Raw genomic sequence first — 25,886 nt, 5'->3', positions numbered from 1 at the left:
CGGCGCTCAGCGCGCCGGGTCCACCACCATCGCCGAGCCGCCGCCGCGCCGTACCTTCTCGGCGGCGGCCAGCCATTCACCGTTGCCCAGCCGCTGCACGCCGGTCGCCGCGCCGATCTCGGGGTTGAGCGAGAAGGAGTGCCCGATGGCCTCCAGCTTGCCGCGCAACTCGCCGTTGTAGAGGGCGGGTTCGAGTTCGGTCTTGGCCGCGTTGCGCTGGCTGGCGCGGGGTGCGGCGATGGCGTCGACCAGGGGCATGTGCCGGTCGAGGAACTCGGTCAGGGTCTGGAGCACGGTGGTGATGATGGTGGCGCCGCCGGGCGATCCCAGCGCCACCACCGGCTTGTCGTGCCGGTCGAGCACGATGGTCGGCGAGATCGACGACCGCGGCCGCTTGCCGGGCCCCGGCAGGTTCGGGTCGTGCACGGCCGGGTTGGCCGGGGTGAAGGAGAAGTCGGTCAGCTCGTTGTTGAGCAGGAATCCGCGGCCGGGCACGGTGATGGCGCTGCCGCCGGTCTGTTCGATGGTGAGCGTGTAGGAGACGACGTTGCCCCACTTGTCGGCGACGGTGAGGTGGGTGGTGTTCTCGCCCTCGTACGTCGTCGGGGCTGCGGTGCCGCCGGCGGCGCAGGCCGCGGGGTGGCGCGGGTCGCCGGGGGCGAGCGGGCTGGTGAGGACCGAGTCGTCCTGGATCAGGCAGGCGCGCGAGTCGGCGTACTTCTGCGAGAGCAGTTGCCTTGTCGGTACGTCCTCGAAGGCGGGGTCGCCGACCCAGCGCCCGCGGTCGGCGAACGCGATACGGCTCGCCTCGATGAAGTGGTGCAGGTACTGGACGTCACCGGCCTTGGAGAGGTCGGTGTTCTCCAGGATGTTGAGGGCCTCGCCGACCGTGGTGCCGCCCGAGGAGGAGGGGGCGATGGAGTACACCTTCAGTCCGCGGTACGAGGTCTTCGTGGGCGCGTGGAGCTTGGCACCGTAGGCCGCGAGGTCCTTGGCGGACAGCTTGCCGGGGCGGGCGTTCCAGCCGGAACTGCTGTCGACCGGCGGGTGGTTGACGGTGGAGAGGACGTCCTCGCCGAGGTCGCCGTGGTAGACCGCGCCGACGCCCTTCCTCGCCAGTTCCTCGTAGGTGCGGGCGAGGTCGGGGTTCTTGAAGGTGGAGCCGACGGCCGGGAGCTTCCCGTTCGGCAGGAACAGCTTGGCGGTGTCCGGGAAGTAGCGGAAGCGGGTCTCGTTGGCCGCCGTCTGGGAGCGGAAGGTGTCGTCGACGGTGAAACCGTCGCGGGCGATCCGCTCGGCGGGCCCCAGGACCGTGCCGAGTTTTCTGCTGCCCCACTTGTCCAGCGCCGTCTGCCAGGTGGCGGGCGTGCCGGGCGTGCCGACGCTCAGGCCGCTGCTGACGGCGTCGGCGAAGGCGAGGGGCTTGCCGTTCTCCGTGAAGAGGTCGGAGCCGGCGGTCAGCGGCGCGGTCTCCCGGCCGTCGATCGTATGCACCGTACGGGACTTGGCGTCGTAGTAGACGAAGTAGCCGCCTCCGCCGATGCCGGAGGAGTAGGGCTCGGTGACGCCGAGCGCGGCGGCTGTGGCGACGGCGGCGTCCACCGCGTTGCCGCCCTTCTTCAGCACCTCGATGCCGGCGGCCGAGGCGTCGGCGTCGACGCTGGCGACGGCACCGCCGTACCCGACGGCGACCGGGACCTTCCCGGGGACGGCGCCGGCCGCGGAGGGTGGCGCTGCCGCCCCCACCGACACCATGGCGGCCGAGACCGCCAGGACCGACAGTTTCCGTGCGACGGGGCGACGCATCCGCACCTCCAGCCAGAGACCGTTCGGGCAGCTTAGTGCATCGGCATGATCACGTCAGGAACGCGTCGAACACCGGTACGCCGGACCCGCTACCATGCGCGGCCATGAACGACGACGTGCGCAACATCGTACTGGGCGTGGTGGCGGCCGGCATCAGCGCCGGGCTGGGCTGGATCGCCCGCACGTATCTGTGGAAGCGGAAGCTCCGCCGCAAGCAGGCCTTCTTCGGCCTGCCGGAGAACTCGGAGACGCTGCTCGTCGTCAACCGCGACCCCGCCACGTCCGAGCCGGCCGTCCACCGCTTCGACGTGTTCGCCCTCCTGGAACTCGCCGCGCTGATCAAGGACTGCGGGGCGAACCTCCAGGTGGCGACCCAGGACACCGTCCGGCAGGGCTTCGGCGAGCGCACCGAGTTCTGCGTGGGCGGTCCCGGCTCGAACCGGCGGATGCTGGCCCACATGTCGGCGATGCTGCCCGGCATACGCGTCAACGTGGACCCGGAACCGGGCCCGGACCGCGGCGCCTTCCAGATCGGCGGTGAGCGCCACCGTATGGAGCCGGGCGTGACGGAGTACGTCCTGCTGGCCCGGCTCACCGCGGGCGAGCGGCGGGAGGCACGGCCGGTGTTCCTGTTCTGCGGGCAGCGGGCGATCACCAACCAGGCGGCGACCCGGTACCTCGCCCGCAACCACGAACGGCTGGCCCGCAAGCACGGCAACAACTCCTTCGTGCTGCTGCTGAAGGTCGTCAACTCGCAGGCCTACGGCCCCGACGTGGTGGAACTGGTCGCGGACGTGACGCGGGCGGCACAGGCGCCGCTGCCGGCTCCGGAGGCCTCCCCCACACCCTCCTCGCACCGCGCCTCCTGAATTCGTTCGCACGACAACAATCTTTACTCGCACGTAACTTACCGACGGGTTACCTAGAGTAAGGCGCCTCGGTTACCGTCTGGTCACTTTGCACTGACACGAGTGAGGAGTGGCCCGTGGGAACCCATCGCCAGGCCCTGCGTACGACCGCCGTGGGCGCCGTCTCCGCGACACTGATCGCCGGTGGCGTTCTCGGTCTCGCCCCGACCGCCCAGGCGGCACAGGACAGCGTCCGTTTCGTCGACATCACCGGCGACGGCGGCACGGTGCTCAAGGGGAACGTCGTCACGCCCGCGGGGGCCGACGGCACCCGCCGCTACCCGCTGATCGTGCTGCCCACGAGCTGGAGCCTGCCCCAGGTCGAGTATCTCGCCCAGGCCCACAAGCTCGCCGACTCCGGCTATGTCGTGCTCACCTACAACGTGCGCGGATTCTGGCAGTCCGGCGGCGAGATAGAAGTGGCGGGGCCACCTGACACGGCCGACGCCTCCAAGGTGATCGACTGGGCGCTCGCCAACACCCCGGCGGACCCGGAGCACGTGGGGATGGCGGGGGTCTCCTACGGCGCGGGCATCAGTCTGCTGGCCGCCGCCCACGACAAGCGGATCAAGGCCGTCGCCGCGCTGAGCGGCTGGTCGGACCTGACCGGCTCCATCTACTCCGGCCGGACCCAACACGTCCAGGCAGCCGCCCTGCTGGACGGCACGGCCACCGTCACCGGCCGGGAGAGTCCCGAACTCCGCCAGGTCTTCGACGACTTCTACGCCTCGAACCTGGCCAAGGAGCCGGATCTCATAGCCTGGGGAAAGAAACGTTCCGCCGCGACCTACCTCGACCAGCTGAACAAGAACCACCCGGCGGTCATGATGGCCAACGCCTGGGGCGACACCATCTTCCCCGCCAACGAGTACGCCGACTTCTACGAGCGGCTCACGGGCCCCAAGCGGCTGGAGCTCCGGCCCGGCGACCACGCGACCCCCGAGCTGACCGGCCTGTTCGGACTGCCCAACGACGTGTGGAGCGACACCGGGCGCTGGTTCGACCGCTACCTCAAGGGCGCGGACAACGGCATCGACCGCGAGCAGCCGGTCCGGCTCAAGTCCCGTACCACGGGCGGTTACGAGGGCTACCCCGACTGGAAGTCGGTCACCGCGACCCGCCGGAAGATCGCCCTCGAGGGCTCCACCACCATCCACGCGAACGTCGACTCGGGCGCGGACGGCGGGGTCATCTTCCTCTCCAGCATCCTCGACCAGGTGGCCCAGCTGCCGCCCGTCGCGTCGGTCCCGCTGCTCCCCCGCCGCTGGGCGGCGGTGTGGCAGTCCGAGAAGTACACGTCCACGCAACAGGTGCGCGGCACCGCGAGCTTGCACACCACGCTGACCCCGACCAAGGAGAGCGGCACCCTCGTCGCCTACCTGTACGACGTGGGGCCCCTCGGCTTCGGCAAGCTGGTCACCCACGCCCCGTACACCTGGCACGGACGGACGCCCGGCCAGTCGTTCGACGTGGACCTGGATCTGTTCTCCACCGCCTACGACGTCCCGGCCGGGCACCGTCTCGCCCTGGTCGTGGACACGGTCGACCCGCTCTACATCGAGCACAACCCGTCCGGCGCGCAGCTGACCTTCTCCTCACCGGCGGACGACCCGTCATACGTGTCCGTACCGCTGCGCGAGCAGTGATCGCCGGCTGCCGCCGGCCGGGTCTGGCTCGGTGAACCGCCACCCCACGAAGGGCACATCCTATGCGACGACCACCGGCCGGGCAGCCGACCGGGGTCGCCGCCCGGTGACCTGGGGCTCAACGGGCGGGCCGTGCCTAGGACTCGGCGACCTCGGCGTAGAGTTGCGAGAGCTCCGGCACCCCGCTCGCGGCCCACTCGTGGCCGGACGCGACGACGTCGAACTCACGGCCGGACGCCAGCCGTACGACCGGCCCGGCGGGCCGGACGTCCCACACCGCTCCGGTCACGGTGCGCACAATCACCGTGCCCAGATAGAAACCGGCGTCGTTGCCCAGCCAGGGCAGGATCTCCTCGTCGTCGCGCCAGCGCGGCAGCACCTGGTCGAGCGCCTCCAACGAGGCCGGGGAGTCGTCGAGCCGGACCCCCGCCTCCCCCGCCTGGGAGCGCAGCAGCTCGCACTCGGAGAGGAGGTCGGCGACACCCTCGGGGTCGGTGGGGAGCATCGCCTCCCCGGTCTTGGGGTGCCGGTGGCCCAGGAAAGGGATGTTCATACACCCAGCGTGGCATTCGCACCGCCGTGCGCACCACAGCCAGGCCGCTGGTGTCGTGTCCTCTACACGTCCTACACGTGCCGCACGTGCTACACGTCCAGGTCGACCACGACGGGCGCGTGATCGGAGGCACCCTTGCCCTTGCGCTCCTCGCGGTCCACGTAGGCGTCCTTGACCGCCGTCGCGAACGGTGCGTTGCCGTACACCAGGTCGATGCGCATGCCGCGGTTCTTGGGGAAGCAGAGCTGGCGGTAGTCCCAGTACGTGAAGGGGTGGTCGTACTTCAGCGGGCGCGGGACGACGTCGGACAGGCCCGCCTCGCGCAGGGAGGCCAGGGCGGCGCGCTCGGCGGGGGTGACGTGGGTGCTGCCCTCGAAGGCGGCCACGTCGAAGACGTCGTCGTCAGTCGGCGCCACGTTGTAGTCGCCGAGCACCGCGAACGGGCGGCTGCCGCCCGCGTCGCCGGCGACGGCGGCCTTGAGTGCCTCGAACCACTGGAGCTTGTAGGCGTAGTGCGGGTGGTCCACCTCGCGGCCGTTGGGCACGTACACCGACCAGACGCGGACCGGGCCGCAGGTCGCGGCGACGGCCCGGGGCTCCACCGCGCCGTCGTAGCCGGGGTCGCCGGGCAGGCCCTTGACGACGTCCTCGAGGCCGACGCGGGAGAGCACCGCCACGCCGTTCCACCGGCCGGTGGCGTGGACCGCCGCCTCGTAGCCCAGCTCGCGCAGCTGGTCGAACGGGAACTGCTCCTCGGAGATCTTGGCCTCCTGGAGGCAGAGCACGTCGGTGCCGCTGCTCTCCAGCCAGGCCAGCAGCCTCGGGAGGCGGGCGGTGATCGAGTTCACGTTCCAGGTCGCGATGCGCATGTCCCACAACCTACCCGGCGGGTCCGACAACGCGGCCCGCCCGGCCTCCCGGAGCACTCAGACCTGGGCGGACGACCCGGGTGCGAGCCGCAGGTGCTCGGCGCCGCCCAGGGCGCCGATCTGGCGGTCGTAGACCGGGCGGGCGAGGTCGGTGAGCAGGGCGTCGTGGATGTCGTAGGCGCGCTGCGGGCGTACCTCGCGGACGTAGTCGATGACCTCGGAGATCTTGTTCCAGGGGGCCATGACCGGGAGCATCAGGGTCTCGACCGGCAGGCCGGGAACGGTGAGGGCGTCGCCCGGGTGGAAGACCTTGCCGCCGTCGACGAGGTAGCCGACGTTGGTGATGCGCGGGATGTCCGGGTGGATGACCGCGTGCAGTTCGCCGTGGACCTGCACGTCGAAGCCCGCGGCGGTGAAGGTGTCGCCGTGGCCGACGGTGTGCACCCGGCCGGGGAAGGCCGCGGCGAGCTGGTCGGCGACCGACTTCAGGGTCCAGATCTCGGCCGCGGGGTCGGCCTCCAGAGCGGTCCGCAGCCGGCCCTCGTCGAAGTGGTCCGGGTGCTCGTGGGTGATCAGGACGGCGTCCGCGCCTGCGGCGGCGTCCTGCTCGCTGAAGCCGCCGGGATCGATGACAAGCGTCCGCCCGTCCTTCTCGAGGCGGACGCAGGCATGGGACATCTTCGTGAGCTTCATGGCTTCCATCCTGCCTCCCGGGCGCCGTCCGGGCCGACAGGGCCTGTCCGGCGGTTCAGGCCGCAGGAAAGGGGCGGTGCCTCCTCGGCGCCGGTGAGTGTGCCGAGCCCCGGCATGATCCGCCGGACAGGCCCTGGTGCCCCGGCCCTAGCCCTCGGGCGTGGTCTCCTCGCGGATGACCTGCTGGGCCACCCGGAAGGCGCTGTTCGCCGCCGGTACGCCGCAGTAGACGGCCGCCTGGAGCAGCACCTCCTTGATCTCGCCGGGGGTCAGTCCGTTGCGCAGGGCCGCCCGGGTGTGGACGGCGAGTTCCTCCAGGTGGCCGCCGGCGACCAGCGCGGTGAGCGTGACGCAGCTGCGGGTGCGGCGGTCGAGGCCGGGGCGGTCCCAGATCTCGCCCCAGGCGTAGCGGGTGATGAACTCCTGGAAGTCCCCGGAGAAGTCGTCGGCCTGGGCGAGCGCGCGGTCCACGTGCGCGTCGCCGAGGACCTCCCGGCGGACCTTCAGTCCGGCGTCGTGGGGGTCGGGCCGCCCGGGGAGCTGCTGCGGTACGACGACGGCCGGGGCGATCTCGGCGATGGGCCGGGCCTGCGGCGGCACGACCAGGACCGGCTGGGGAGCGACCGCCGGGAGGGCCGTCTGGCCGGTGGCGGGCTCGTGGGCGGGCTGCCAGGCGGTGGAGAAGTGTCTGACCAGCAGGTCGGTGACGTCCGCGGGCTGCTCGACGGGTACCAGGTGGGAGGCGCCGGGGACGACCGCGAGGCGGGCGTCGGGGATGCCGGCGACGAGGGTGCGGGCTTCGGCCGGGCCGGTGACCTGGTCGTCGGAGCCGACCAGCACGAGGGTCGGCACGCCGACGCGGCCCAGCTCGGGCCGCACGTCGAACGCTGCGAGGGCCTCGCAGGCGGCGATGTAGCAGCCCGGGTCGGTGGTGCGGACCATCTGCACGGCCCACTCGGTGATCGCGGGCTGGGCGGCGGCGAATCCGCCGGTGAACCAGCGGTCGGGCGAGGTACGGGCGATCGGGTCGAGCCCGTTGGTCCGTACGATCACTCCGCGTTGCCGGAACTCGTCGGCCGTGCCGAACCGCGGCGAGGCGGCGACCAGCGCGAGCGAGGCCAGCCGCTCCGGGTGGCGCAGCGCCAGCTCGATGCCGACCGCGCCGCCGAGCGCGCAGCCCGCGTAGCCGAAGCGGTGCACGCCGAGCCCCTCCAGCGTGGCCAGCAGCCGTGCGGCCAGCTCGGAGACGGACCCGGCCGGGTACGCGGGGGCGCCGCCGTGCCCGGGCAGGTCGAACCGGAAGATCCGCCACTGCCGGGCCAGTTCGGGGATCTGCCGGTCCCACATGTGCCATGTCGTGCCCAGTGAGGGACCCAAGATCAGGACCGGAGCGTCTTCTGGCCCGTCAAAGCGGTATTGCAGGGTGTTCGGGGGTGTCTCACTCACGCCCCAGACCCTCTCACGTCTCACGGACGCCCCTATAACGCGGGGGCGAGGGAAACCGGTCTGACCAGGTTGAAGACCTCGCGGGCGGCATACCGCTTGAGGCATCGGATGATCTCACGGCGGGTCTTGCCCTCCTGGGTGCGGCGTTCGTAGTACGCCTGGGTGCGCGGGTCGTGGCGCAGGCGGGTGAACACGATGCGGTGCAGGGCCGCGTTCGCCTGACGGTCGCCGCCGTAGTTGAGCCGACGCGTGCTCCGACGGCCAGAGGAGTACTCGATGGGGCTGACTCCGCAAAGGGCAGCAAAGGACGCCTCGGTGTTCAGTCGCTCGAGATTGTCCCCCATGGTGATCAGGAGAGTGGCGGCACTGTCCGGGCCGATGCCCACCGGTACGAGGAGTTGCGGCGCGTGGCGTTCGACGAGCCGGGTCAGGCGTTGGTTCAGCTCGTTGATCTGTCCGCTGAGCTGTTCGATGCGTTCGGCGAGCATGCGTAATGTCATATGGGTGGCATGGGCCACCGCGTCCTCGTCTCCCTCACCATCGGGTGGGCTGAGGGTCGCGCAGGTGCGGAACAGCTCGGCATTGCCCAAGCTCGACAACCGTTCCCGCAAGGCGGGGTCGGCGATCACTAGGACGGCCTTGAGCTGGTTGATCGCCTGGGTGCGGGCCTTGACCGCGGAGTCCTTGGCGAGTTTGTAGATCCGGGCGCTGTGCACGGGTCCGTCGCCGGATTTGGCCTGGGCCCGGGTGCGACCGCTGAGCACGGCTCGCGCTGCGGCCTGCGCATCGAGCGGGTCCGACTTGCCGAGCAGCCGGCGGGCCGTGCGGTCGGGCCGGTTCACTTCGAACACCTGGATCTGCTGGGTCAGCAGGTAGCGGGACAGGCCCGCGCCGAAGGTACCGTTGCCCTCCACACCGGCCCGGCGCACCGTCCCCCGCTTGCGGGCCCACACGAGCAGCCGACGGTAGCCAACGGCCGTCGCCGGAAAGGACTCGGTGCCAAGGACCTTCCCCAGCGTGGAGACCACGGCGGCGACGTGAACCTCGCCGTGTGTGTCCACGCCCAGGACGACCTCACTCCGATTGGGCGGATCCGTGCTGGAAGAGGTATTGCGCTCTCTGGTCGTCATGGTGGTTCGCCTCCCGCGTGGTGACGTGCTGGGTGGATGGCACCGGCCCGCTCGGGCGGTCTGAACCGTGATGGCGCCTGAACTCGGCAAGGCCCCTATTGGGACACGCCCTGTGGCTCGGTGGCAGGCAGCATCCCGCAACGGCAGTCGGCAGGTCCGTGACTGGACACTTCGGTCATAGATCTCACGAGTCAGACCTCCGCCCGGGACGGCACTGCGCAACCGCCCCATCGATCCCGGTACAACGGCATGACCCGACCACAGCCGAAAAGCTTCGCCCGAATCGGTGCTCAACATGGCTCGGACGGGCTGCCTGTGTTGACCTTCGTCTACTCACGACCGGCATTGACGGACAGCCTTGCCGGCCGCCTTAGAGCTGTCGTTCGTCGACCATGGCACGAACGGCCCGAGACACCCTCCATGGGGCTGGCCTCGCACAGCCCGGCGAAGGACTCCTCACTGCCGAGGCGTCTCGGGCCATCCCCCGTCGAGCAGCTGCGGGCGTGACGTTCCCCGAGTCGGGCCAGTCGGCCTTCAAGTCCTTCATGAGCTCGGCGAGTTGTTTGCTCCGCCTGGCCAACCGGCGCGAGGTGATACGGGTGTCCTGCAACACCGCCTCTTCACTGTCTTGGTCCTTCTTGCTGTCCTCGGTGAGCCGTGCGCAGGAACGAAATGCTGCGCATGGTTCAGCCCGGCCAGTCCTTCCCACGGTTCGCGTCGGCACTGACGAGGACAGCTTTGAGCTGGTTGATCGCCTGGGTACCGGCCTTGACCGCCCAACCCTTGGCGAGCTTGTACATGCGGGCGAACTGCAACGGCGCATCGCACGGACTTGGCCCGGGCACGCGCCCCCCTCTCAGCACCGCCCGGGCCGTGTTCTGGGCATCGCGCGGATCCGACTTGCCGCGCCGGCGACGGTTCGGTTCGGTCGGGCAGGGCCGGTTCACGTCGTTCCACATCCTGGGCCAGCATGCAGCGGGCCAGGGCCGCCCCGATGGAGCTGGCTTCCGACCCGATGGCTCATCGCGTAGTTGGCACCAACCGCACGGACGGTCAGAACAGTGACGGCGCCTGGTCGGGCACGCCCCTGTCGAGACAGACCCCTCGGCATCAGCAGCGGACCATCACCGGCCAGCGGTCGGCGAGCGGCAGTACGTCGTCGGCGGCGGTTCGTATCGAGCGCTCAGGTCCCGCAGGCAGTGGATCATCCTGTCCCGCTCTCCGGGTACCGTCAGGGTATGAGTCATCCGCACCCCGAGCTGAAAGCCGCCCCGCCCCTGCCTGAAGGAGGGCTGCGGGTCATCGCCCTGGGCGGCCTGGGTGAGATCGGCCGCAACATGACCGTCTTCGAGCACGCCGGCAAACTGCTCATCGTCGACTGCGGCGTGCTGTTCCCCGAGGAGACCCAGCCTGGCGTGGACGTGATCCTGCCGGACTTCACCTCGATCCGGGACCGGCTGGACGACATCGTGGCCGTGGTCCTCACCCACGGCCACGAGGACCACATCGGCGGCGTGCCGTACCTGCTGCGCGAGCGGTCCGACATTCCCGTCGTCGGCTCCAAGCTGACGCTGGCGTTCCTGGAGGCCAAGCTCAAGGAACACGGCATCCGGCCGCGCACGGTGCGGGTGCGGGAGGGCGACCGGCGCGGCTTCGGGCCCTTCGACTGCGAGTTCGTGGCGGTCAACCACTCCATCCCCGACAGCCTCGCGGTCGCGATCCGCACCCGGGCCGGGATGGTGCTGCACACCGGCGACTTCAAGATGGACCAGTTCCCTCTCGACGACCGCATCACCGATCTGCGCGCCTTCGCCCGCCTCGGCGAGGAGGGCGTGGACCTGTTCCTCACCGACTCCACCAACGCCGAAGTACCCGGCTTCACCACCTCCGAGCGTGAGCTGAACCCGGCGATCGAGCAGGTGATGCGCACCGCGCCGCGCCGGGTCATCGTCTCCAGCTTCGCCAGCCATGTGCACCGCATCCAGCAGATCCTGGACGCCGCCCACCAGCACGGCCGCAAGGTCGCCTTCGTCGGCCGGTCGATGGTCCGCAACATGGGCATCGCCCGTGACCTGGGCTATCTGAAGGTCCCCTCAGGTCTGGTCGTGAGCACGAAGGAGCTGGAGAAGCTCCCGGACCACAAGATCACTCTGGTGTGCACCGGCTCCCAGGGCGAACCGATGGCCGCGCTGTCACGGATGGCCAACCGTGACCACATGATCCGCATCGGCAAGGGCGACACCGTCCTGCTCGCCAGCTCCCTCATCCCGGGCAACGAGAACGCCATCTACCGGGTGATCAACGGACTCACCCGGTGGGGCGCTCACGTGGTCCACAAGGGCAACGCCAAGGTGCACGTCTCCGGGCATGCCAGCGCCGGCGAACTCGTGTACTGCTACAACATCGTCAAACCCCGCAACGTCATGCCCGTGCACGGCGAATGGCGCCACCTGCGGGCCAACGGCGACCTCGCCATCCGTACCGGTGTCGACCCCGACCGGGTCGTCATCGCCGAGGACGGCGTCGTCGTCGACCTCGTCGACGGGCGCGCGTCCATCACCGGCAAGGTGCCCGCCGGCAACGTCTACGTGGACGGCATGGAAGTCGGCGGCGCCACCGAAGCCTCCCTCAAGGACCGCCTCACCCTCGCCGCCGAAGGCGTGGTCACGGTGGTGGCGATCGTCGACGCAGACACCGGCGCCCTCGCCGAGGCGCCCGACTTCCTGGCCCGCGGCTTCGTCCACGACGACACCACCTTCGAGCCGGTCATCCCCGTCATCGAGAAGACCCTGGCCACCGCGGCCGAGGAAGGCGTCGGGGACGCGCACCAACTCGAACAGCTCCTCGCCCGCGCCGTGGCGAACTGGGCGTTCCGCACCCACCGCCGCAACCCCCTCATCATCCCCGTCATCATCGACGCCTGAGGCCGGCAGCACGATCCCCGTTCCGGCCGCGGCGCCGCCGGCACCGAGGCCGGGCACAGGGTCGGCAGCCACCCCCAGCAGGTCGGGGTGGCACCGCACTCCACATGAGGAGTCATCGAAAACACCTCGCCGGAGGCGGAACGCATGAGTGAGTGGGCGGGGCCCGCAGCGTTGTCGTGGTCATCCGGGGAGGTAGCGGCGAATGGTAGTCCCGTCGGGGCCGGTGTGGACAGGGACGAGGTCCGCAAGTGGGTGGACGAGTAGGAGTGTCCCCGGCCGCCGGGCTGCGTGGGATGGGACGGGCGGCGACCGGCCAGGGGATCGTTCAGTTGTCCGCTGTCGTGGACCTCGCAGACGATCCGGTCGCTCTCGGCCCCGATCCGCAGCGTGTCCGAGCCGGCGCCGTGGACGACGCTGTTGGTGGTCAGCTCCGCCACCGCGCTCAGGAGTCGAGGCCGAGTTCGGCCCAGACCGTTTTGCCGGGGTGACCGGGGGTGACGCCCCAGCGTCGGGCGAGTCGGTCTAGGAGTTGGATGCCAAAGCCGCCGGGCTCGGTGTTCGCGGTGGCGCGTTTGCGAGGCCAGCGGTCGCTGGAATCGCTGACGGCTATGTGCAGCCACCGCCCGTTCCAGATGAGCTGGATCAGGGGCGGGCCGGAGCCGTGGCGGATGGCGTTGGTGATCAGTTCCGAGACGAGCAGTTCGGCGGTCTGGATCATCCAGTGCTGGCGCAGCGGGCCGCCGAAACCGTCCACGCAGTCGCGGACCCAGTGCCGGGCGGCCGTGATGCTCGCCGTGACTGCGGGGAAGCGCGTCTCGCAGGATGGGATGGTCGATTCGCCGTTCACGAGGTTCCTCCAGCCCGGGTGGCTCGGGGCCGCCGCCAACCGGTGCTCTGCGCAGCCGGTGGGAGCCATCTGTCGGGTTACCCATGCCTGCCCGGTGAACCATCTGTGTCTGCCGGGTGACCGGCAGATCCCGCGAAAGTCATCCGCCGGGAGTTCGACGGTGCCGGCGCGTGCTGGGTGAGTGCGCTGCCGCCCCCTCGACGCCTTCGGCACAGGGATGGACGACGACACCAACGTCCTGGCCGTTCCCGCACCCCTGTGAGCGATATGCCCGCCGACACGAGGCGCACTCCTTGTGGGCATCACCGTGCTCGTGACCGTCTGGCACCACATCGAGGCCGTCGGCTGTTCCTTCTGCCTCACCAGTCTGTCCATGGTTAGCGTGGTCTGATCCGTCGATGCGACGGATTGCCGCCTTGTGTCAGATCCGCGATTCCGTGAGCACGGTGGCTGAGGCGGCGTACGGCGTCGGTGCAGCCCAGCGCGTTGACGCCTTCTGCTACCGCGGTGCCCTGTTCGCCGAGAGCCAGGGCCGAACCGGCACACACGCAGTGAAGGCCCGGTGCATGCCGGGCCTTCACGTTCGAGTAGCGGGGACAGGATTTGAACCTGCGACCTCTGGGTTATGAGCCCAGCGAGCTACCGAGCTGCTCCACCCCGCGTCGGTACGGTGAACTGTACGGCACCGATCGGAATCGGCCCAATCGACTTTCGCCTGCGCTCGGAGCGGGCCCGATTGCTCATGATCGACCGACATGGCCACTGCTCACCCGGTCTAGATCTGAATTCTGAGTTCGGGTGCCGTTGGAGTACGGGCACACCTGGAGAAGTCTCCACGAGGTGGTCGTCGGTGCTGGTCCAGGCCGGGCAGGTGTGACGTCCATGCGCCCTTCCGTGAAAAGCCCCCGTGGTCAACGGCGAGCAGGCTCACCGTGCCGGTCGAGGCGGCCGGTAAATGGAGCACCGGCAGGTCATCAAGGGGATCCTCGTCCACATGCGGACCGGCATCCCTTGGGTATCCTCCGAGGAGGCGTAAGGGCCGCGACAGGCGCCGCACCAGGTGGTACCCGGATCTGTGAAGGACCGGGTGGACTCCTGCGTCTGTCGGACACTGTCGCGCTGACTCCCCGGCCGGTTCGTGGTGGACTGGCATCCCCGGTCACGAACGCCGCTTGTCCCCTACGGACGGCTGTCGCCGCCATCGGTCGGCGGGCGTGGCGGGCGTGCACTGCGTAGATTGAACGGTGCCGGGGACGTGTTCGTGAGGACCGGCGGGTGGGACGTGTGAGCGCAACAGAGATCGATTTTGCGGCGGTGTTCGCCGCCAGCCCGAGTCCCTACTTGCTGCTGGACACGGACCTGGTGATCCGCTGTGTCAATGGAGCGTTCCTGCGGGTCACCGGATGGCCGGAAGGCGACCTGGTCGGGCGATATCTGTTCGACGCCTTTCCACCCAAACCCGAGGATTCCACCGACGACGGGATGCGCAGCGTAGAGGAATCGCTGCGGAAAGTGCTGGCGTCGGGGCAGCCGGACATGCTGGTGCTGCAGCGGTACGACATCCCCGCCCACGGACGCCCTGGGGAGTTCGAGGAGCGGTGGTGGTCCCCCGTCCACACCCCCGTCCTGGGGCCGGACGGCCAGGTCCAGTGGATCCTTCAGCGGGCCGAGGACGTCACAGCCTTCGCCGGCTCCGCTGTCCGCTGGCGCGGCACGCATCTGGGCGGGGCAGAGGAGAGCGTAGCGGCAGAGGTGTATGCGCGGGCGCAAGAGCTGACGCGCTGGAACGAGGAACTACGCCAGTCGCACAGCCTCGAACGGGAAGTCGCCGTCACTCTGCAAGAGGCCATGCTGCGCGCTCCCGATCTCGAGCGGCACGAGAACATCGCCGTGCGCTACCTCCCCGCCGTCACGTCACTCAACGTGTGCGGCGACTGGTACGACGTGGTCGACCTGTCGAATGGCCGCTTCGCCGTCGCTGTCGGGGATGTCGTCGGCCACGGACTACAGGCCGCCGCCGTGATGGGCATGCTCCGCAGCGCCCTGAGTGCCGCCATCCGCGCTGTTCCCAACCCCGCTCAGGCCCTCGAAGTCCTCGGCCTGTACGCCCGGTCCTTCGAAGACGCCCTGGCCGCCACCGCGGTCAAGGTACTCGTCGATCCCCGCAGCCACGCCATCGTCTACAGCAACGCCGGCCACCCGCCACCGGTCCTGCTCCATCCCGACGGCAGCTCCGAGCTTCTTGACCAGGCCACCGACCCGCCGTTGGGCGCCCGCCCAGAACACCTCCCCCGCCCCCAGGCCATCCTCCCCTACACACGCGGCGACACCCTCGTGCTCTACACCGACGGACTCATCGAACGCCGCACCGAGGACATCGACGCCGGCCTGACCCGCCTGACCGACGCCCTCGCCCAGCACGCCGCTCTCCTGCCTGACGACCTGGCCGACGCGCTGCTGACCCGCCTCGGCGTCAGCACCGGCGGTCGCGACGACATCGCGCTGGTCGTCATCCGCCTGTGAACAAGCCGGCTCGTCGGACGAGCGAGCACCCCCGGAAGCTCCCCGTCGAGACCGCACACCCACGGTCATGCACATGGCCGGCTCTCCATGCAGCGCCGGAGGACGACGCCATGCCCACTGCGGCGTCCGTGCGTCGGTTCCGCCCAGGGGGACTCGCTGGTGTCCGGGAGGAAGGCCGCCGCATCGCCGGCGTCTTGCTCAGCAGGATTGACGTCAGAGTGGTGATCCCGTCGCCGGTCACCTTCCCGCGCAGGAAGAGGGTGCTGCGGAACCCACCCTGGGGGCCGGGCGCCCGTACGTGAAGCGGGCGGAGGAACGGTCCAAGGAATGTCGACATCGGTTGGCGGCGAGGTAGCGGTGGAGCCATTCGACGACGACTTCATCGGCGTACGGGAAGCGGGCGGCGGTGGCGAAGACGGGTCGGGCGTCGCAGACGGTGACGCGGTAGCCGAGGAAGCATGCGGCCTGGCTGAAGGAGACGGCGCCAAGATCGGCACGCGGGGCCGAGCGGCGCGTACGTGGACAAGGACTGAGAGCTTCTCCGGACGGCTGTCGGGGTCCCCTCCGGCATCGATCACGGCGTGCTCGGATTCCTTGAACGTGTGTGTTGCCGCTCATGGTCGAGCACGTCGCGGCCCCGCCATTCCCTCATGTCTTCCGCCTCGAACACGGGGCGCCTTCCAGCGCAGGTCAGCTGACCGATGTCTCGTCTTTCTCTCGCTCCCCTGTCCCTACCCTGCCCCACGGTGCGCCGCACTCCGGAGAACAGCCGACTTGCAGACGGGAGGGCGGACGGATTTCAAGCAGGGGGGATGCCCAGGGGACGGCCCCTCCCGTCGCGGAGCAGCACGCGGCAACGTGTGTGGCGAGCGGCGCGAGCCCGAACCTGGCGCGGTCAGTAGGTGGCGAGGGAGATGGCGGCGTAGTGCGCGGTGAACGCTGCCACGGTCAGGGCATGGAAGACCTCGTGATAGCCGAACCAGCGGGGTGAGGGGTCGGGCCGCTGCAGGGCGTAGACGACCGCGCCCGCGCTGTACAGGAGACCGCCGACAAGGATCAGGACGACTACGGCTGCTCCGCCGGTGTGCAGGAAGTCGGGAAGGTAGCTCACCGGCGCCCAGCCCAGGGCCAGGTAACACGGGGTGTACAGCCAGCGCGGAGCTCCGACCCACAGGACCCGGAACGCGATGCCGGCCAGCGCTCCCGTCCAGACGATCCACAGCAGCACGGTCCGCTGGTCCGGCGGGAGGAGGAGCACGGCCAGGGGGGTGCAGGTGCCGGCGATGATCAGGAAGATGTTGGCGTGGTCCAGGCGTCGCAGAAGAGCCTCGCCGAGCGGTCCCCAGGTGCCGCGGTGGTAGACGGCACTCGTCGCGAACAGCAGCCAGGCGGTGATCGAGTACACGGCGCAGGCCAGGACCGCCTGCTGAGTACCGGCCAGGCAGATGAGTACGACGCCCGCGATCAGTGCGGCGGGGACCATTCCGGCATGGAGCCAGCCACGCAATTTCGGCTTGATCGGTTCGGCCAGGTCGGCCACCCGCTCCACCAGAGCAGTAACGGAGTGAGCCCCCTTCCCCGTCTGGTCGCCTGGTGGTTCGTCGGGTAGCCCGTCTGCACGGCGCTTTCCCCGCGCTGACACGACGTGACCACATTCGACTTCAGCGGCGTCGCGGGACACAGCTTCTCGTCCTCTCCCGGGCTCCTGGGCGTCACTGGCAACCATGCGGTCATGCTAGGAAACCTCACCCGGACACCTGGCGGGAGGTCGGTCCAGAACAGAGCCACGTCGCCGGGCCTGAGCCGGTTCGCCACGGTGGGAACTCCTGCCCCGTTGACCTACCGCCAATTGGGCCTGCCGAAGCCGAGTAGATCGGCTGGTCCTGGGAACGATCAGGGCTTACGAACGGGCATCTCCGCTCGCCTACGCGCAAGGATCGCCGATGCTTCCTGAGGTCCGCCCCTACGTATCCACCGCGCTCGCAGACCAGTTGGGACACCAACTGGACCTGGCTCCGCATCTCGAGGCGGGCCAGCTCGATGTGGAGGGCGTCGCCGGTGTCGCAGTGGTCGCAGCCGCCCACTCCGATGGCTATGCGGCCACCGGCCATCTCCTCGGGCTGCTGGCCGCGCTGCCTGCCCCCACCGCGGCAGGAGAGCGCTTCTGGTCGGACCTGTGGAGGTCTTCGGGCACCGCGTACCTGCTGCCCGTCAACATCAAGGATTCGGTGCTGCGTTCGCTGGCAGGAGAGGGAACCGGCCTGGCCCGGCAGATCCTCTCGGCCGTCGATGAGATGACCCCGCCCCAGCGTTCCGCGGCGGGGGAGGTGATCGGTCAGGCCCTCGTCGAGTCCGACCATCTGCCCGACCTCAAGACACAGGTCATCGGAGAACTGTGGCTTCGAGATCTCGAGCTCACCGCCTGGCGCGTCCTGCACGCAGACCGCAGGTCGGACGATCCGGCTGGACGGAAAGCCTTCCTCGATGCCTGGACGAGCGTCTGAACGTCGGCTCCTCCGAGCTGCACGGTAGCCGCGCCAGACACGCGGCTCCCGTGCCCGACGACGCTTGCAGCGACTGAGGTCAGGAAGGTTCAAGCCGAAGTGGCAGCGGCCCCGGGCCCCCTGATCCTGCACCGGCCCGGCGCGACAGCAGGCAGGGCCTGCACGGGCGGCGGCCACCTGACGCGGCGTGCGCGACCTCTCGGGCAGGTCTGCGAGGTCAGGCCAGGTTGATGTTCTCGGCCTGCGGACCCTTCTGGCCCTGGGTGACGTCGAACGTCACGGCCTGGCCCTCCTGGAGCTCACGAAAGCCGGTGGAGTTGATCGCGGAGTAGTGCGCGAAGACATCCGGGCCGCCGCCGTCCTGGGCGATGAAGCCGAAGCCCTTCTCCGCGTTGAACCACTTCACAGTTCCCGTTGCCATGTCTTATGCCTTCCAGTCGATGAACGTCTCCCACTCCCTGTGGCAGACGGAGGTGATCGTCCTGGTTCCTGCGGCACAGCACAGCAAAACGCCCACACCAGAGGCGCGGGCAGGGGGAATTCCGAACCACGACAGCTGACGCAGACGCTACACGCCCACACACCGGGTCACCACAGGAATGATCACGCCACACACGAGATCGTGCGTGCGGTGCCCGCCGACGCTGACGGGCACGCTCATCTCATGCTGCTGCCGTCGGGTTCGCTGATTCGGCGGCACGGCGGTATTCGGCGTTGATGCGCTGGGCTTCCTCGAGCTGGTCTTCAAGGATGACGATCCGGCAGGCGGCCTCGATGGGGGTCCCGTGGTCGACGAGTTCCCGGGCGCGGGCGGCGATGCGCAACTGGTAGCGGGAGTAGCGGCGATGTCCGCCTGCGGAGCGCAGTGGGGTGATGAGGCGGTGTTCGCCGATGGCCCGGAGGAAGCCCTGTGTGGTGCCGAGCAGTTCGGCGGCCCGGCCCATGGTGTAGGCGGGGTAGTCGTCGTCATTGAGACGGCCGAACGTGTCGTCTGCTGTCATTGCACCTCTCTGTGGAACGCGTGGAGGGGCCCTGGCGCCGTACTGGCACCAGGGCCCCGAAGGAACTACTACACCATCTGCCGGCCCTGATACTGCACCGGCCTTCTGTTTCCGCAAACCCGACCGAGACGCTGTCGGGGGCGCGGGGATCGCGGTTGCTTGACCGGAGACCACCTCACTATCGATGTCCTGCGGTACCCGGGGCCAAGAATTCCGCCCGGGCGATCCTGATGGCGCTCGGCTCCTCCGTTCTTCCCTCTTGATCAACTACTCACTTTCGGAAACTGTGAACTGCTGGTGGCCTCGAACAGCGCCACTCTTCGGCAGCCAGCCCCGTCGCCCGTCCTGCGTCTGCTCTGGCTTGGAACCCCACTGCCGAACTTCCCGGTGCGCGCGTCCGCAGCCGACGCCTTCACCGAGGTACTGCTCACTGACTTCACTGCTGAGTACTGCGAACCTTCACTTACTGGTACTGCCACTGCGGTGCTGCTCATGGCGGCCCCTGATCACTGCGGGCCACCCGGTCCGGTCGTCAGTCCCGTCGCCGTCCTGCAACCGCTCTGGCTTCAGAACTCCACCACCGCACCGTCCTGCGAACTGCAACTGCGGTACTGCTGCCCGGCAGTTCATCTCTGCCGGGCCTCTCTTGATCTCGCCTACGAGAGAAACCATAACCACACTGCCGACGAATGTCTACTTCGGCTGGCATAGATTTCCGTGCACTCGACGATGAGGTAATCCGTCTCGAGCAGTCCGCCTCGACCGGTCCACGTACGGTTCAAGCAGCTTCGGGGCTCAGTCCGGCGCGCAGGGATCCCCCGCCGCGCAGCACGTCGGGCTGAGCGGGACGTCGCCGACTGCGCCGCGGCTACCGTCGGCGGGCACCGGCCAACACTGCGTCTCGTGGAGAACTCCACTGGCCGGGACGGGCGTTTCCAGCCGTGACGCCCCGCAGGTCGGCCGTTGACGAGCGCGGCAGGAGTCCCTGCGCCGCCCTCGACGGTCCCGGGATGATCGAGCAGCTCGTGGCAAACCGGCACGGCCTCTGACTCGAGCCGACCGCGGGCTGCGGAGACACGGGCTCACGGCAGCAGGTGCCTGTCACGCGTCGACTGTGGTCCTCCGTACCCTTCAGGCAAGCACTGTGGCTCCGCGGGGTTGGCAGGTGGAGGGCACAGGGGCTGGGTAGGCACGGGCAGGGGCATGGACTATTCAGAGACCGTGGTGACCCTGATGATCACGGTGATGGCCAGCGCCGCAGCCGTCCGTTCCACCACAGCCATTGCCGACGCACGCGATACGGCACGGGCCTTCCTCTAAGGTTTGCAGCAGCCGACCGTGGCCCCTGACGCGGCGGACACTGCGGTCTTGGCCGTGTCCGAGCTCGTCACCAATGCCCTGCGCCACGGCGGGGGCCGCTGCACACTGGAACTGACTGCGCACCCCGACACCATCGAGGTCGCCGTTCACGATCCCAGCCGGCATGTGCCGCGCATGCGCACCCCTGACCTGAACGGCGGCACCGGGGGCCTCGGCTGGCCCACAGTCACCCGCCTCGCGCGCGCCACGGCGGAAACCCGCCGGGCCTCCGGCGGCAAAACCGTGAGCGCCTTCCTTGCCCGGTAGCGTCACCGCTCAGGCAGCCGGATGGCCGGCGAATATGGTCCGCCTCATGTCGCAGCCTGACGAGTTGCTCGCTGGCGTCGGCACCCCGGGTGGAGTGCGACCAGAGCGATCGGAGTCCCTGACCGTGGTCACCAGTGGCGCTGTCATCACCGGTCGATTGGCTCTCTCGCAGCCACGTGAAGGCAGAGGGTGTCGGATGTGCTGACGGATCCGCCCGCTTGGACGAGTCGCCGCCTTCTTCGACTCCCCAGCGAAGCAAGGACGGGCCGCCCACGCGTCTGCACTTCCATGTCGCCCGGATCCTGCAGGGCACCCTGGAGGTCCGGAGACGGGTGGAGGTACCGGGTTGCGATCGAGGACGTCAGCGCCTGGACCGTGGGCGACTTCAGCTGTTCCGGCCACTGAGCGACGGCGACGGGAACCCGCTGCACGCAGTGTGGGCCCGACCGGCGTACCGGTCGGGCCCACACTGCTGGTCAGGCGACGGCTCGTGTCTGTTTACCCGGTCAGACCGTGACGGGGGTGCCGAGCATCGCGGAGGCGTGCTGCATCGGGCTGAGAATGCCCGGGGACGCTGTCTTGGGAACGGCGCGGCAGGTGAAGCCGAGCTGAGTCATGGCCCGCAGGATTTCGGCGGCGCTGAAATCACGGCGGTCCTGGCGGGTGATGACCTGGCCCACCTGCTTGACGGGGTAGTGGCGGCGGCCGATGATCACCGATTCTCCGGTGACCGGTTCGGGCTTGATGCCCTTCATCGATTCCAGCACTCCGCCCTTGGTGAGCTCGAAGGGGAAGCGGGCGATGACGCAGCGCATGTGGCCTCACAGAGAGAAGAGGGGAGAACAGTCCGACCAGGGGCGAGGTGTTTCAGCGGGAGAGGGCGAGGATGCCCAGGGCGCTGCCTGGCTCGTCGACCACCGGCAGGACACCGAGCCGACGGGAGCGCATCGCGTGCCCGGCTTCGGCCATCGTGGTCACGGGTGAGGCGAACGAACCGTGGTCGCCGAGGAGGTCGCGCAGGCGGACACGGTCCGTGTAGTCGGAGCTGTCACGGACGGCGGCAAGTTCGGTCCGGGTGACCAGGCCAGTGCACTGGCCGTCCTGGTCGCAGACGACCAGCCGGCCCGTGCGGGCGGCGGCCATGACGGCCAGCGCCACCTCGACGCTCATGTCATCACAGACCTGAGATCCGGCCGCGTCCATGACCTCCACCGCCGCCCTGTACGCGGGGTCGGCGTCCGCCGGGCGGGGCTGCGTCTGAATCAGCGTCAAAGGTGCCTCCTGCGGAGATGGGCCGGCTTCCTGTTCACGAAAGTTCTAAGCCACCGCGCCGAAGCCGGACTGGCGTACGGGGGTGCGCCTGGTCGCCGAGGCGGGGCGGCGGCGGCCTCGAGAGGTGGCGCTGCGCTTGGGGCGTTCGACCACCGGTGCGGTGATGACGACCGGGATGCCGGAGGGCGCCTGGGCGCCGGTGATCCGGCTCAGAGCCTCGTCCCCCGAGCGGATCTGGGTGGTCTGCGGCCGGATTCCGGCGTCCGACATCAGACGGACCATGCCTCGGCGCTGGTTCGGCGTGACCAGGGTGACGACGCTGCCGGACTCGCCGGCGCGGGCGGTACGGCCGCCGCGGTGGAGGTAGTCCTTGTGATCGGTCGGCGGATCGACGTTGACGACCAGGTCGAGGTTGTCGACGTGGATGCCGCGCGCCGCGACGTTGGTCGCCACCAGCACGGTGACGTGCCCGGTCTTGAACTGCGCCAGCGTGCGGGTGCGCTGGGGCTGCGACTTGCCGCCGTGCAGCGCGGCGGCGCGCACCCCGCTGTTGAGCAGGTCCTGGGTCAGCCGGTCGACGGCGTGCTTGGTGTCCAGGAACATGATCACGCGGCCGTCGCGGGCGGCGATCTCGGTCGTGGCGGCGTGCTTGTCGGCGCCGTGGACGTGCAGGACGTGGTGTTCCATCGTGGTGACCGCACCGGCAGACGGGTCGACGGAGTGCACGACGGGGTCGGTCAGGTAGTGGCGTACCAGCAGGTCGACGTTGCGGTCCAGGGTGGCGGAGAACAGCATTCGCTGCCCCTCCGGGCGCACTTGGTCGAGCAGCGCGGTGACCTGGGGCATGAAGCCCATGTCGGCCATCTGGTCGGCCTCGTCCAGCACGGTGATGCCGACGTGGTTCAGCCGGCAGTCGCCGCGGTCGATGAGGTCCTTGAGCCGGCCCGGGGTCGCGACGACGACCTCGGCTCCGCCGCGCAGCGCGCTGGCCTGCCTGCCGATGGACATGCCGCCCACCACCGTGGCCAGCCGCAGCTGCACGGAGCGGGCGTACGGGGTGAGCGCATCGGTGACCTGCTGTGCCAGCTCACGCGTGGGTACGAGGATCAGTCCCAGCGGCTGGCGGGGCTCGGCACGCTGTCCGGCGGTGCGGGCGAGCAGGGCGAGGCCGAAGGCGAGGGTTTTGCCGGAACCGGTGCGGCCGCGGCCCAGGACGTCACGGCCCGCCAGGGAGTTGGGCAGCGTCGCTCCCTGGATGGGGAACGGTGCGGTCACCCCCTGCCTGCCGAGTTCGGCCAGGAGCTGCTCGGGCATGTCGAGGTCGGCGAAGCCCTCGACGGCGGGCAGCGCGGGGGTGATCGTCTTGGGCAGCGCGAACTCACCCTGCGCTGCGGCGGGCCGACGGCCGTGACCGCCGGAGCGGACGGGCCCGCCGGTACGGCGCGGTGCCTGCGAGCTCGTGCGGCTGCCGCCCTTTCCGGCGTCGGCACGGCGGTCACGGGTGCGGGCGGGGCGGTCGTTCGTGTACGTGCGGTTCATGCGGAACCTTCCTCGATGTGGCACATATCAAGGAATTCCCGCTGCGATGAATGGCACGGAGAATTACGAGTATGGACCGGTGGTAAAAGAAAGCAGATTTGACCGACGGAAATATCCGTGGGTACAGGTGCTGAAATGGGTGACGCGATGGGGACTTTGTGATCCGGACGTCGGCTGCGGTGCAGCGCTTCAGGATGCGTCCGCTTCCTGAGGGAGGAACCGCTTGTAGTGGTACTGCGGATTCCTCCGGGGCGTCCCGCGGGTGAAAGCCGCTGCGGGATACGCATGCAGCTGGGGCCCGCACCCCGAAGGATGCGGGCCCCAGCTACGGATTGCGCGTGAGCGTCAGGCCGGAACGATGTTCTCGGCCGTCGGGCCCTTCTGGCCCTGCGCGATGTCGAAGGTCACCTTCTGGCCCTCGAGCAGCTCACGGAAGCCCTGCGCGGCAATGTTCGAGTAGTGGGCGAACACGTCGGCGCCGCCGCCGTCCTGCTCGATGAAGCCGAAGCCCTTTTCCGCATTGAACCACTTCACGGTACCAGCAGCCATGTCATATCTCCTTTGGGGCAGTGCATCAGCATCCGCACCACGCGGACGCCGTGTCGCCGCGATGATCACCCCGCCCGGAAATGACCGGAAATACAAAAGCGCTCCCGACCGGCAGAAAGCTGGTGGGGGCACCTGAAGTTTCGGGAACCACAACTGCAACTGAGATAGACAGTAGCACGCCGGAGCGGCCCGTGTGCGGTGGATAATTCCACTCTGCTCTTCGCGGCAAAAACTCCCGCTGCCCGGCCCCCCAAAATCTGATCCCTCGGGAACAGATATTGATTCACTCGGAGTTCAACGTCTCAGCAGAGTTGCCGACCGGCACGCTGCGCGACGGCCGGGAAAAGCCGCTGCCGCCCAGGAAACGCAGCCGCGAGCCGTGGCCGGGGCGGCAAGCTGGCCCGACCATGAGCCGAGGCTTTCCGCGCCCACTGCCGACCACGGCTGGTCAGCCTCTCGGGCTCTTCGGCAGCCTCGGCTGGCGAAGAGGCCCATCCCACATGTGTGATTTTCGCTGCCGTACTGAGGGTGCCTTGCTGTCGCGGCAGGGGGGAGGTGTACAGGAAGCCTTGCCTCTGTATGGAGACCAGTGATGACGACCTCTCGCGTGCCGCGGTCCTCGCTTGACGGCATACCTGACGGCGCCGTGATCGCCCTCCTGGAGCAGGAGAACGCGCAGTTGCGGCACGCCGTCGATTCCCACGCGGCGGTGGACCAGGCCATCGGTGTCCTCACCGCGAGCCACCAGCTCGCGCCGGCCGTCGGGGTCGAGGTGCTGCGTGAGGTGTCCCAGCACACCAATACCAAGCTGCAGACGGTGATCGCCTGGGCGCTGGGGCAGCCGCTGCCGGAACGGCGGGCAGGAGCTGTACGCGGCCGTGCAGCGGTGCTCACGCCGGCGGGATGCCCCAGGCACGGAAGCCGGGTAGGACGCGGTGGCCGGGCACGGCGCGGGTCAGGCGGTCAGGGCCTGGTCGACGGTGGGATGGCAGCCGATGACCTCGTCCAGGCCGACGATTTCAAGAAGCCGTAGCACCGATTCCTGGGCGCCGGCGATACGCAGCCATCCCTGATCGTCACTCGCGGCCTGGTGTGCGGCGACGAAGACGTTGATGCCGCTGGAGTCCATGAAGGTCACGCCGCTGAGGTCCACCACGGTCCGCAGGGGCGCCGCGCCGTCGTAGGACATGAGGGCCTCGCTGAGCATGTCCTTGACGGCGTGGTCGATCTCGCCATGCACGGTGACCACCCGGATGCCGGCGATGGCGGTGTGGCCGATCGACAGGTGGCCGGGCCGGGCTGCTCCGTGGGTGTCTGTCACCGTTTCCTCGACTGTTCTCGCTGATGGAACCTCAAGACCCCGGCGCGAACGCCGGTAACCTGCCTCGATGCTACGGCGAACACGTGTGCGACCCGTTATGCGGTTCTCACGGGGCATGTGAGACATAGTGCCGGGTACGCGCAGGACGTGTGAAGGGGGAACAAGGGTGGACCCGGCTGAATCAGTCCCCGACGGGGAGGGCAGCGTAATGCCGGACGTCCCTCAGATACAGGACACCGTCGCGCTGGACGGTGACGGGCACGTGATCGCTGAGGCACGCCACCGGGCAGTGGACTTCCTCACCCGTGTCCAGGCGGAGCACGGCCTGCCGGTGTCCGCTCGCGCGATGGACCTGACCCAGCTGGTGGTAAGCGAGCTGGTCACCAACGCCCGCAAGTACGCCCCTGACCCCGTGCTGATGGAACTGCGCATCATCGGCGCCGTCGTGGAAGTGGTCGTGTGGGACAGCAATCCCGTTCTGCCAGTGGCGCGGGCCTCCGATGCGGGCAGAGTCGGACAGCACGGACTGGAGATCGTCATGGCCGTCGCCCAGGGCTTCGAGGCCCAGCGGGAGCCGGTCGGCAAACGCATCACTGCCCGCATCGCCCTACCTGACGACCCCGGCGGTGACATCACCGGACGCCGCCCCCAGTAACAGCCTGCGCTCACGGTCGACCTCACCGCCTTCCCTGACGATCTGCCGTGAAGCGGGGCGCTACATGCCGGCGT

At 69.2% G+C, this 25,886-nt stretch carries 23 protein-coding genes, 1 tRNA gene and 4 pseudogenes; 9 read left to right on the top strand and 19 right to left on the bottom strand.

All coding sequences use genetic code 11. The features are described from left to right. Positions 1–6: 6 nt before the first annotated feature. Positions 7–1,806, bottom strand: coding sequence for a gamma-glutamyltransferase (ggt, locus tag ACWGJM_RS09410; protein WP_453411056.1), 1,800 nt, complete (start codon positions 1,804–1,806; stop codon positions 7–9). A gap of 104 nt (positions 1,807–1,910) precedes the next feature. Here ggt and ACWGJM_RS09405 point away from each other — a divergent pair, with 104 nt between their 5' ends. Continuing rightward, the gene (locus tag ACWGJM_RS09405) at positions 1,911–2,675 is read left to right on the top strand and encodes a hypothetical protein (RefSeq protein ID WP_453411055.1); all 765 of its coding nucleotides are present in this window, start codon (positions 1,911–1,913) and stop codon (positions 2,673–2,675) included. 116 nt (positions 2,676–2,791) lie between these two features. After that, positions 2,792–4,360, top strand: a complete 1,569-nt coding sequence (locus tag ACWGJM_RS09400) for a CocE/NonD family hydrolase (protein WP_453411054.1) — start codon at positions 2,792–2,794, stop codon at positions 4,358–4,360. Positions 4,361–4,496: 136 nt separating this feature from the next. Here the strand turns inward: ACWGJM_RS09400 and ACWGJM_RS09395 are convergent, their stop codons facing one another. From ACWGJM_RS09395 to ACWGJM_RS09370, 6 genes are all read right to left on the bottom strand, one after another. Next, complete coding sequence (locus tag ACWGJM_RS09395; protein ID WP_453411053.1) at positions 4,497–4,913, bottom strand: DUF6278 family protein; 417 nt, start codon at positions 4,911–4,913, stop codon at positions 4,497–4,499. An 89-nt stretch (positions 4,914–5,002) separates the two neighbouring features. Next, entirely contained in the window at positions 5,003–5,782 is a 780-nt protein-coding gene (locus tag ACWGJM_RS09390) for an exodeoxyribonuclease III (protein WP_453411052.1), read from the bottom strand. A 57-nt stretch (positions 5,783–5,839) separates the two neighbouring features. After that, entirely contained in the window at positions 5,840–6,475 is a 636-nt protein-coding gene (locus ACWGJM_RS09385) for an MBL fold metallo-hydrolase (protein ID WP_453411051.1), read from the bottom strand. Positions 6,476–6,622: 147 nt separating this feature from the next. Continuing rightward, complete coding sequence (gene pcaDC, locus ACWGJM_RS09380) at positions 6,623–7,921, bottom strand: bifunctional 3-oxoadipate enol-lactonase/4-carboxymuconolactone decarboxylase PcaDC (RefSeq protein ID WP_453411050.1); 1,299 nt, start codon at positions 7,919–7,921, stop codon at positions 6,623–6,625. Positions 7,922–7,953: 32 nt separating this feature from the next. Further along, entirely contained in the window at positions 7,954–9,051 is a 1,098-nt protein-coding gene (locus ACWGJM_RS09375) for an IS110 family transposase (RefSeq protein ID WP_453411049.1), read from the bottom strand. A 686-nt stretch (positions 9,052–9,737) separates the two neighbouring features. Next, positions 9,738–10,010 carry a hypothetical protein gene (locus ACWGJM_RS09370; RefSeq protein ID WP_453411048.1) on the bottom strand — a complete coding sequence of 91 codons (273 nt, stop codon included), beginning with the start codon at positions 10,008–10,010 and terminating at the stop codon, positions 9,738–9,740. A gap of 279 nt (positions 10,011–10,289) precedes the next feature. Between ACWGJM_RS09370 and ACWGJM_RS09365 the strand changes: the two genes are divergently transcribed. Continuing rightward, positions 10,290–11,975: a ribonuclease J gene (locus ACWGJM_RS09365; protein WP_453411047.1), complete on the top strand. Its 1,686-nt coding sequence runs from the start codon at positions 10,290–10,292 to the stop codon at positions 11,973–11,975. 180 nt (positions 11,976–12,155) lie between these two features. On the opposite strand, the pseudogene ACWGJM_RS09360 reads toward ACWGJM_RS09365, so the two are convergent. The 3 genes and pseudogenes from ACWGJM_RS09360 to ACWGJM_RS09350 all read right to left on the bottom strand — a co-directional run. Beyond that, a pseudogene (locus tag ACWGJM_RS09360) lies at positions 12,156–12,424 on the bottom strand (ATP-binding protein); the annotation flags it as partial. Then, positions 12,418–12,891 carry an ATP-binding protein gene (locus ACWGJM_RS09355; protein WP_453411046.1) on the bottom strand — a complete coding sequence of 158 codons (474 nt, stop codon included), beginning with the start codon at positions 12,889–12,891 and terminating at the stop codon, positions 12,418–12,420. The pseudogene ACWGJM_RS09360 and the gene ACWGJM_RS09355, both read right to left, overlap by 7 nt. A gap of 519 nt (positions 12,892–13,410) precedes the next feature. Beyond that, positions 13,411–13,484: transfer RNA gene (locus tag ACWGJM_RS09350), tRNA-Met, on the bottom strand. A 622-nt stretch (positions 13,485–14,106) separates the two neighbouring features. Here ACWGJM_RS09350 and ACWGJM_RS09345 point away from each other — a divergent pair. Further along, positions 14,107–15,345: a PP2C family protein-serine/threonine phosphatase gene (locus tag ACWGJM_RS09345; protein WP_453411045.1), complete on the top strand. Its 1,239-nt coding sequence runs from the start codon at positions 14,107–14,109 to the stop codon at positions 15,343–15,345. A 345-nt stretch (positions 15,346–15,690) separates the two neighbouring features. Here ACWGJM_RS09345 and ACWGJM_RS09340 read toward each other — a convergent pair. Both ACWGJM_RS09340 and trhA read right to left on the bottom strand, forming a co-directional pair. Continuing rightward, positions 15,691–15,923, bottom strand: a pseudogene (locus ACWGJM_RS09340) (XdhC family protein); the annotation flags it as partial. A gap of 317 nt (positions 15,924–16,240) precedes the next feature. Further along, positions 16,241–16,894 carry a PAQR family membrane homeostasis protein TrhA gene (gene trhA / locus ACWGJM_RS09335; RefSeq protein WP_453411044.1) on the bottom strand — a complete coding sequence of 218 codons (654 nt, stop codon included), beginning with the start codon at positions 16,892–16,894 and terminating at the stop codon, positions 16,241–16,243. Positions 16,895–17,288: 394 nt separating this feature from the next. Here trhA and ACWGJM_RS09330 point away from each other — a divergent pair, with 394 nt between their 5' ends. Next, a complete protein-coding gene (locus tag ACWGJM_RS09330) occupies positions 17,289–17,849 on the top strand; it encodes a hypothetical protein (RefSeq protein ID WP_453411043.1) in 561 nt (186 codons plus the stop codon). 217 nt (positions 17,850–18,066) lie between these two features. Here the strand turns inward: ACWGJM_RS09330 and ACWGJM_RS09325 are convergent, their stop codons facing one another. Next, a complete protein-coding gene (locus tag ACWGJM_RS09325) occupies positions 18,067–18,270 on the bottom strand; it encodes a cold-shock protein (RefSeq protein ID WP_030052720.1) in 204 nt (67 codons plus the stop codon). A 241-nt stretch (positions 18,271–18,511) separates the two neighbouring features. Continuing rightward, positions 18,512–18,850, bottom strand: a complete 339-nt coding sequence (locus tag ACWGJM_RS09320) for a MerR family transcriptional regulator (protein WP_453411042.1) — start codon at positions 18,848–18,850, stop codon at positions 18,512–18,514. 1,233 nt (positions 18,851–20,083) lie between these two features. Here ACWGJM_RS09320 and ACWGJM_RS09315 point away from each other — a divergent pair. Both ACWGJM_RS09315 and ACWGJM_RS09310 read left to right on the top strand, forming a co-directional pair. Next, positions 20,084–20,476, top strand: a pseudogene (locus ACWGJM_RS09315) (ATP-binding protein). A gap of 46 nt (positions 20,477–20,522) precedes the next feature. Beyond that, positions 20,523–20,881, top strand: a pseudogene (locus ACWGJM_RS09310) (hypothetical protein). A 101-nt stretch (positions 20,882–20,982) separates the two neighbouring features. Here the strand turns inward: ACWGJM_RS09310 and ACWGJM_RS09305 are convergent. The 4 genes from ACWGJM_RS09305 to ACWGJM_RS09290 form a co-directional block, all read right to left on the bottom strand. Then, positions 20,983–21,291, bottom strand: coding sequence for an SCO5918 family protein (locus tag ACWGJM_RS09305; RefSeq protein WP_453411041.1), 309 nt, complete (start codon positions 21,289–21,291; stop codon positions 20,983–20,985). Positions 21,292–21,343: 52 nt separating this feature from the next. Further along, on the bottom strand, positions 21,344–21,748 hold the full coding sequence (locus tag ACWGJM_RS09300) for a CBS domain-containing protein (RefSeq protein ID WP_453411040.1): 405 nt from the start codon (positions 21,746–21,748) through the stop codon (positions 21,344–21,346). A 45-nt stretch (positions 21,749–21,793) separates the two neighbouring features. Further along, positions 21,794–23,287 carry a DEAD/DEAH box helicase gene (locus tag ACWGJM_RS09295; protein ID WP_453411039.1) on the bottom strand — a complete coding sequence of 498 codons (1,494 nt, stop codon included), beginning with the start codon at positions 23,285–23,287 and terminating at the stop codon, positions 21,794–21,796. Between the two features lie 345 nt (positions 23,288–23,632). Beyond that, the gene (locus ACWGJM_RS09290; protein ID WP_023586116.1) at positions 23,633–23,836 is read right to left on the bottom strand and encodes a cold-shock protein; all 204 of its coding nucleotides are present in this window, start codon (positions 23,834–23,836) and stop codon (positions 23,633–23,635) included. Positions 23,837–24,428: 592 nt separating this feature from the next. Here ACWGJM_RS09290 and ACWGJM_RS09285 point away from each other — a divergent pair. Further along, complete coding sequence (locus ACWGJM_RS09285) at positions 24,429–24,869, top strand: ANTAR domain-containing protein (protein ID WP_453411038.1); 441 nt, start codon at positions 24,429–24,431, stop codon at positions 24,867–24,869. On the opposite strand, the gene ACWGJM_RS09280 is transcribed toward ACWGJM_RS09285, so the two are convergent. Beyond that, entirely contained in the window at positions 24,792–25,157 is a 366-nt protein-coding gene (locus tag ACWGJM_RS09280; protein ID WP_453411037.1) for an STAS domain-containing protein, read from the bottom strand. The two genes, ACWGJM_RS09285 and ACWGJM_RS09280, sit on opposite strands and share 78 nt — an antisense overlap. A 208-nt stretch (positions 25,158–25,365) precedes the next feature. Between ACWGJM_RS09280 and ACWGJM_RS09275 the strand changes: the two genes are divergently transcribed. Further along, the gene (locus ACWGJM_RS09275; RefSeq protein ID WP_453411036.1) at positions 25,366–25,812 is read left to right on the top strand and encodes an ATP-binding protein; all 447 of its coding nucleotides are present in this window, start codon (positions 25,366–25,368) and stop codon (positions 25,810–25,812) included. Positions 25,813–25,886 lie beyond the last annotated feature (74 nt).

The sequence above is a fragment of the Streptomyces sp. NPDC054834 genome, from assembly GCF_053611185.1.
Note: the sequence above shows the minus strand (reverse complement) of the source record. Positions and strands in the feature narration are given on the sequence as shown.

What these genes read in the sequence shown, in the direction of transcription:
- ACWGJM_RS09365 (WP_453411047.1), top strand. Translation starts at nt 10,290, where the DNA reads ATGAGTCATCCGCACCCCGAGCTGAAAGCCGCCCCGCCCCTGCCTGAA.
- ACWGJM_RS09355 (WP_453411046.1), bottom strand. Translation starts at nt 12,891, where the DNA reads ATGGCTCCCACCGGCTGCGCAGAGCACCGGTTGGCGGCGGCCCCGAGC.
- ACWGJM_RS09370 (WP_453411048.1), bottom strand. Translation starts at nt 10,010, where the DNA reads ATGTGGAACGACGTGAACCGGCCCTGCCCGACCGAACCGAACCGTCGC.
- ACWGJM_RS09385 (WP_453411051.1), bottom strand. Translation starts at nt 6,475, where the DNA reads ATGAAGCTCACGAAGATGTCCCATGCCTGCGTCCGCCTCGAGAAGGAC.
- ACWGJM_RS09295 (WP_453411039.1), bottom strand. Translation starts at nt 23,287, where the DNA reads ATGAACCGCACGTACACGAACGACCGCCCCGCCCGCACCCGTGACCGC.
- ACWGJM_RS09330 (WP_453411043.1), top strand. Translation starts at nt 17,289, where the DNA reads ATGCTTCCTGAGGTCCGCCCCTACGTATCCACCGCGCTCGCAGACCAG.
- ACWGJM_RS09325 (WP_030052720.1), bottom strand. Translation starts at nt 18,270, where the DNA reads ATGGCAACGGGAACTGTGAAGTGGTTCAACGCGGAGAAGGGCTTCGGC.
- ACWGJM_RS09405 (WP_453411055.1), top strand. Translation starts at nt 1,911, where the DNA reads ATGAACGACGACGTGCGCAACATCGTACTGGGCGTGGTGGCGGCCGGC.
- ggt (WP_453411056.1), bottom strand. Translation starts at nt 1,806, where the DNA reads ATGCGTCGCCCCGTCGCACGGAAACTGTCGGTCCTGGCGGTCTCGGCC.
- ACWGJM_RS09390 (WP_453411052.1), bottom strand. Translation starts at nt 5,782, where the DNA reads ATGCGCATCGCGACCTGGAACGTGAACTCGATCACCGCCCGCCTCCCG.
- ACWGJM_RS09285 (WP_453411038.1), top strand. Translation starts at nt 24,429, where the DNA reads ATGACGACCTCTCGCGTGCCGCGGTCCTCGCTTGACGGCATACCTGAC.
- ACWGJM_RS09305 (WP_453411041.1), bottom strand. Translation starts at nt 21,291, where the DNA reads ATGCGCTGCGTCATCGCCCGCTTCCCCTTCGAGCTCACCAAGGGCGGA.
- ACWGJM_RS09395 (WP_453411053.1), bottom strand. Translation starts at nt 4,913, where the DNA reads ATGAACATCCCTTTCCTGGGCCACCGGCACCCCAAGACCGGGGAGGCG.
- ACWGJM_RS09275 (WP_453411036.1), top strand. Translation starts at nt 25,366, where the DNA reads ATGCCGGACGTCCCTCAGATACAGGACACCGTCGCGCTGGACGGTGAC.
- ACWGJM_RS09320 (WP_453411042.1), bottom strand. Translation starts at nt 18,850, where the DNA reads ATGACAGCAGACGACACGTTCGGCCGTCTCAATGACGACGACTACCCC.
- ACWGJM_RS09290 (WP_023586116.1), bottom strand. Translation starts at nt 23,836, where the DNA reads ATGGCTGCTGGTACCGTGAAGTGGTTCAATGCGGAAAAGGGCTTCGGC.
- ACWGJM_RS09375 (WP_453411049.1), bottom strand. Translation starts at nt 9,051, where the DNA reads ATGACGACCAGAGAGCGCAATACCTCTTCCAGCACGGATCCGCCCAAT.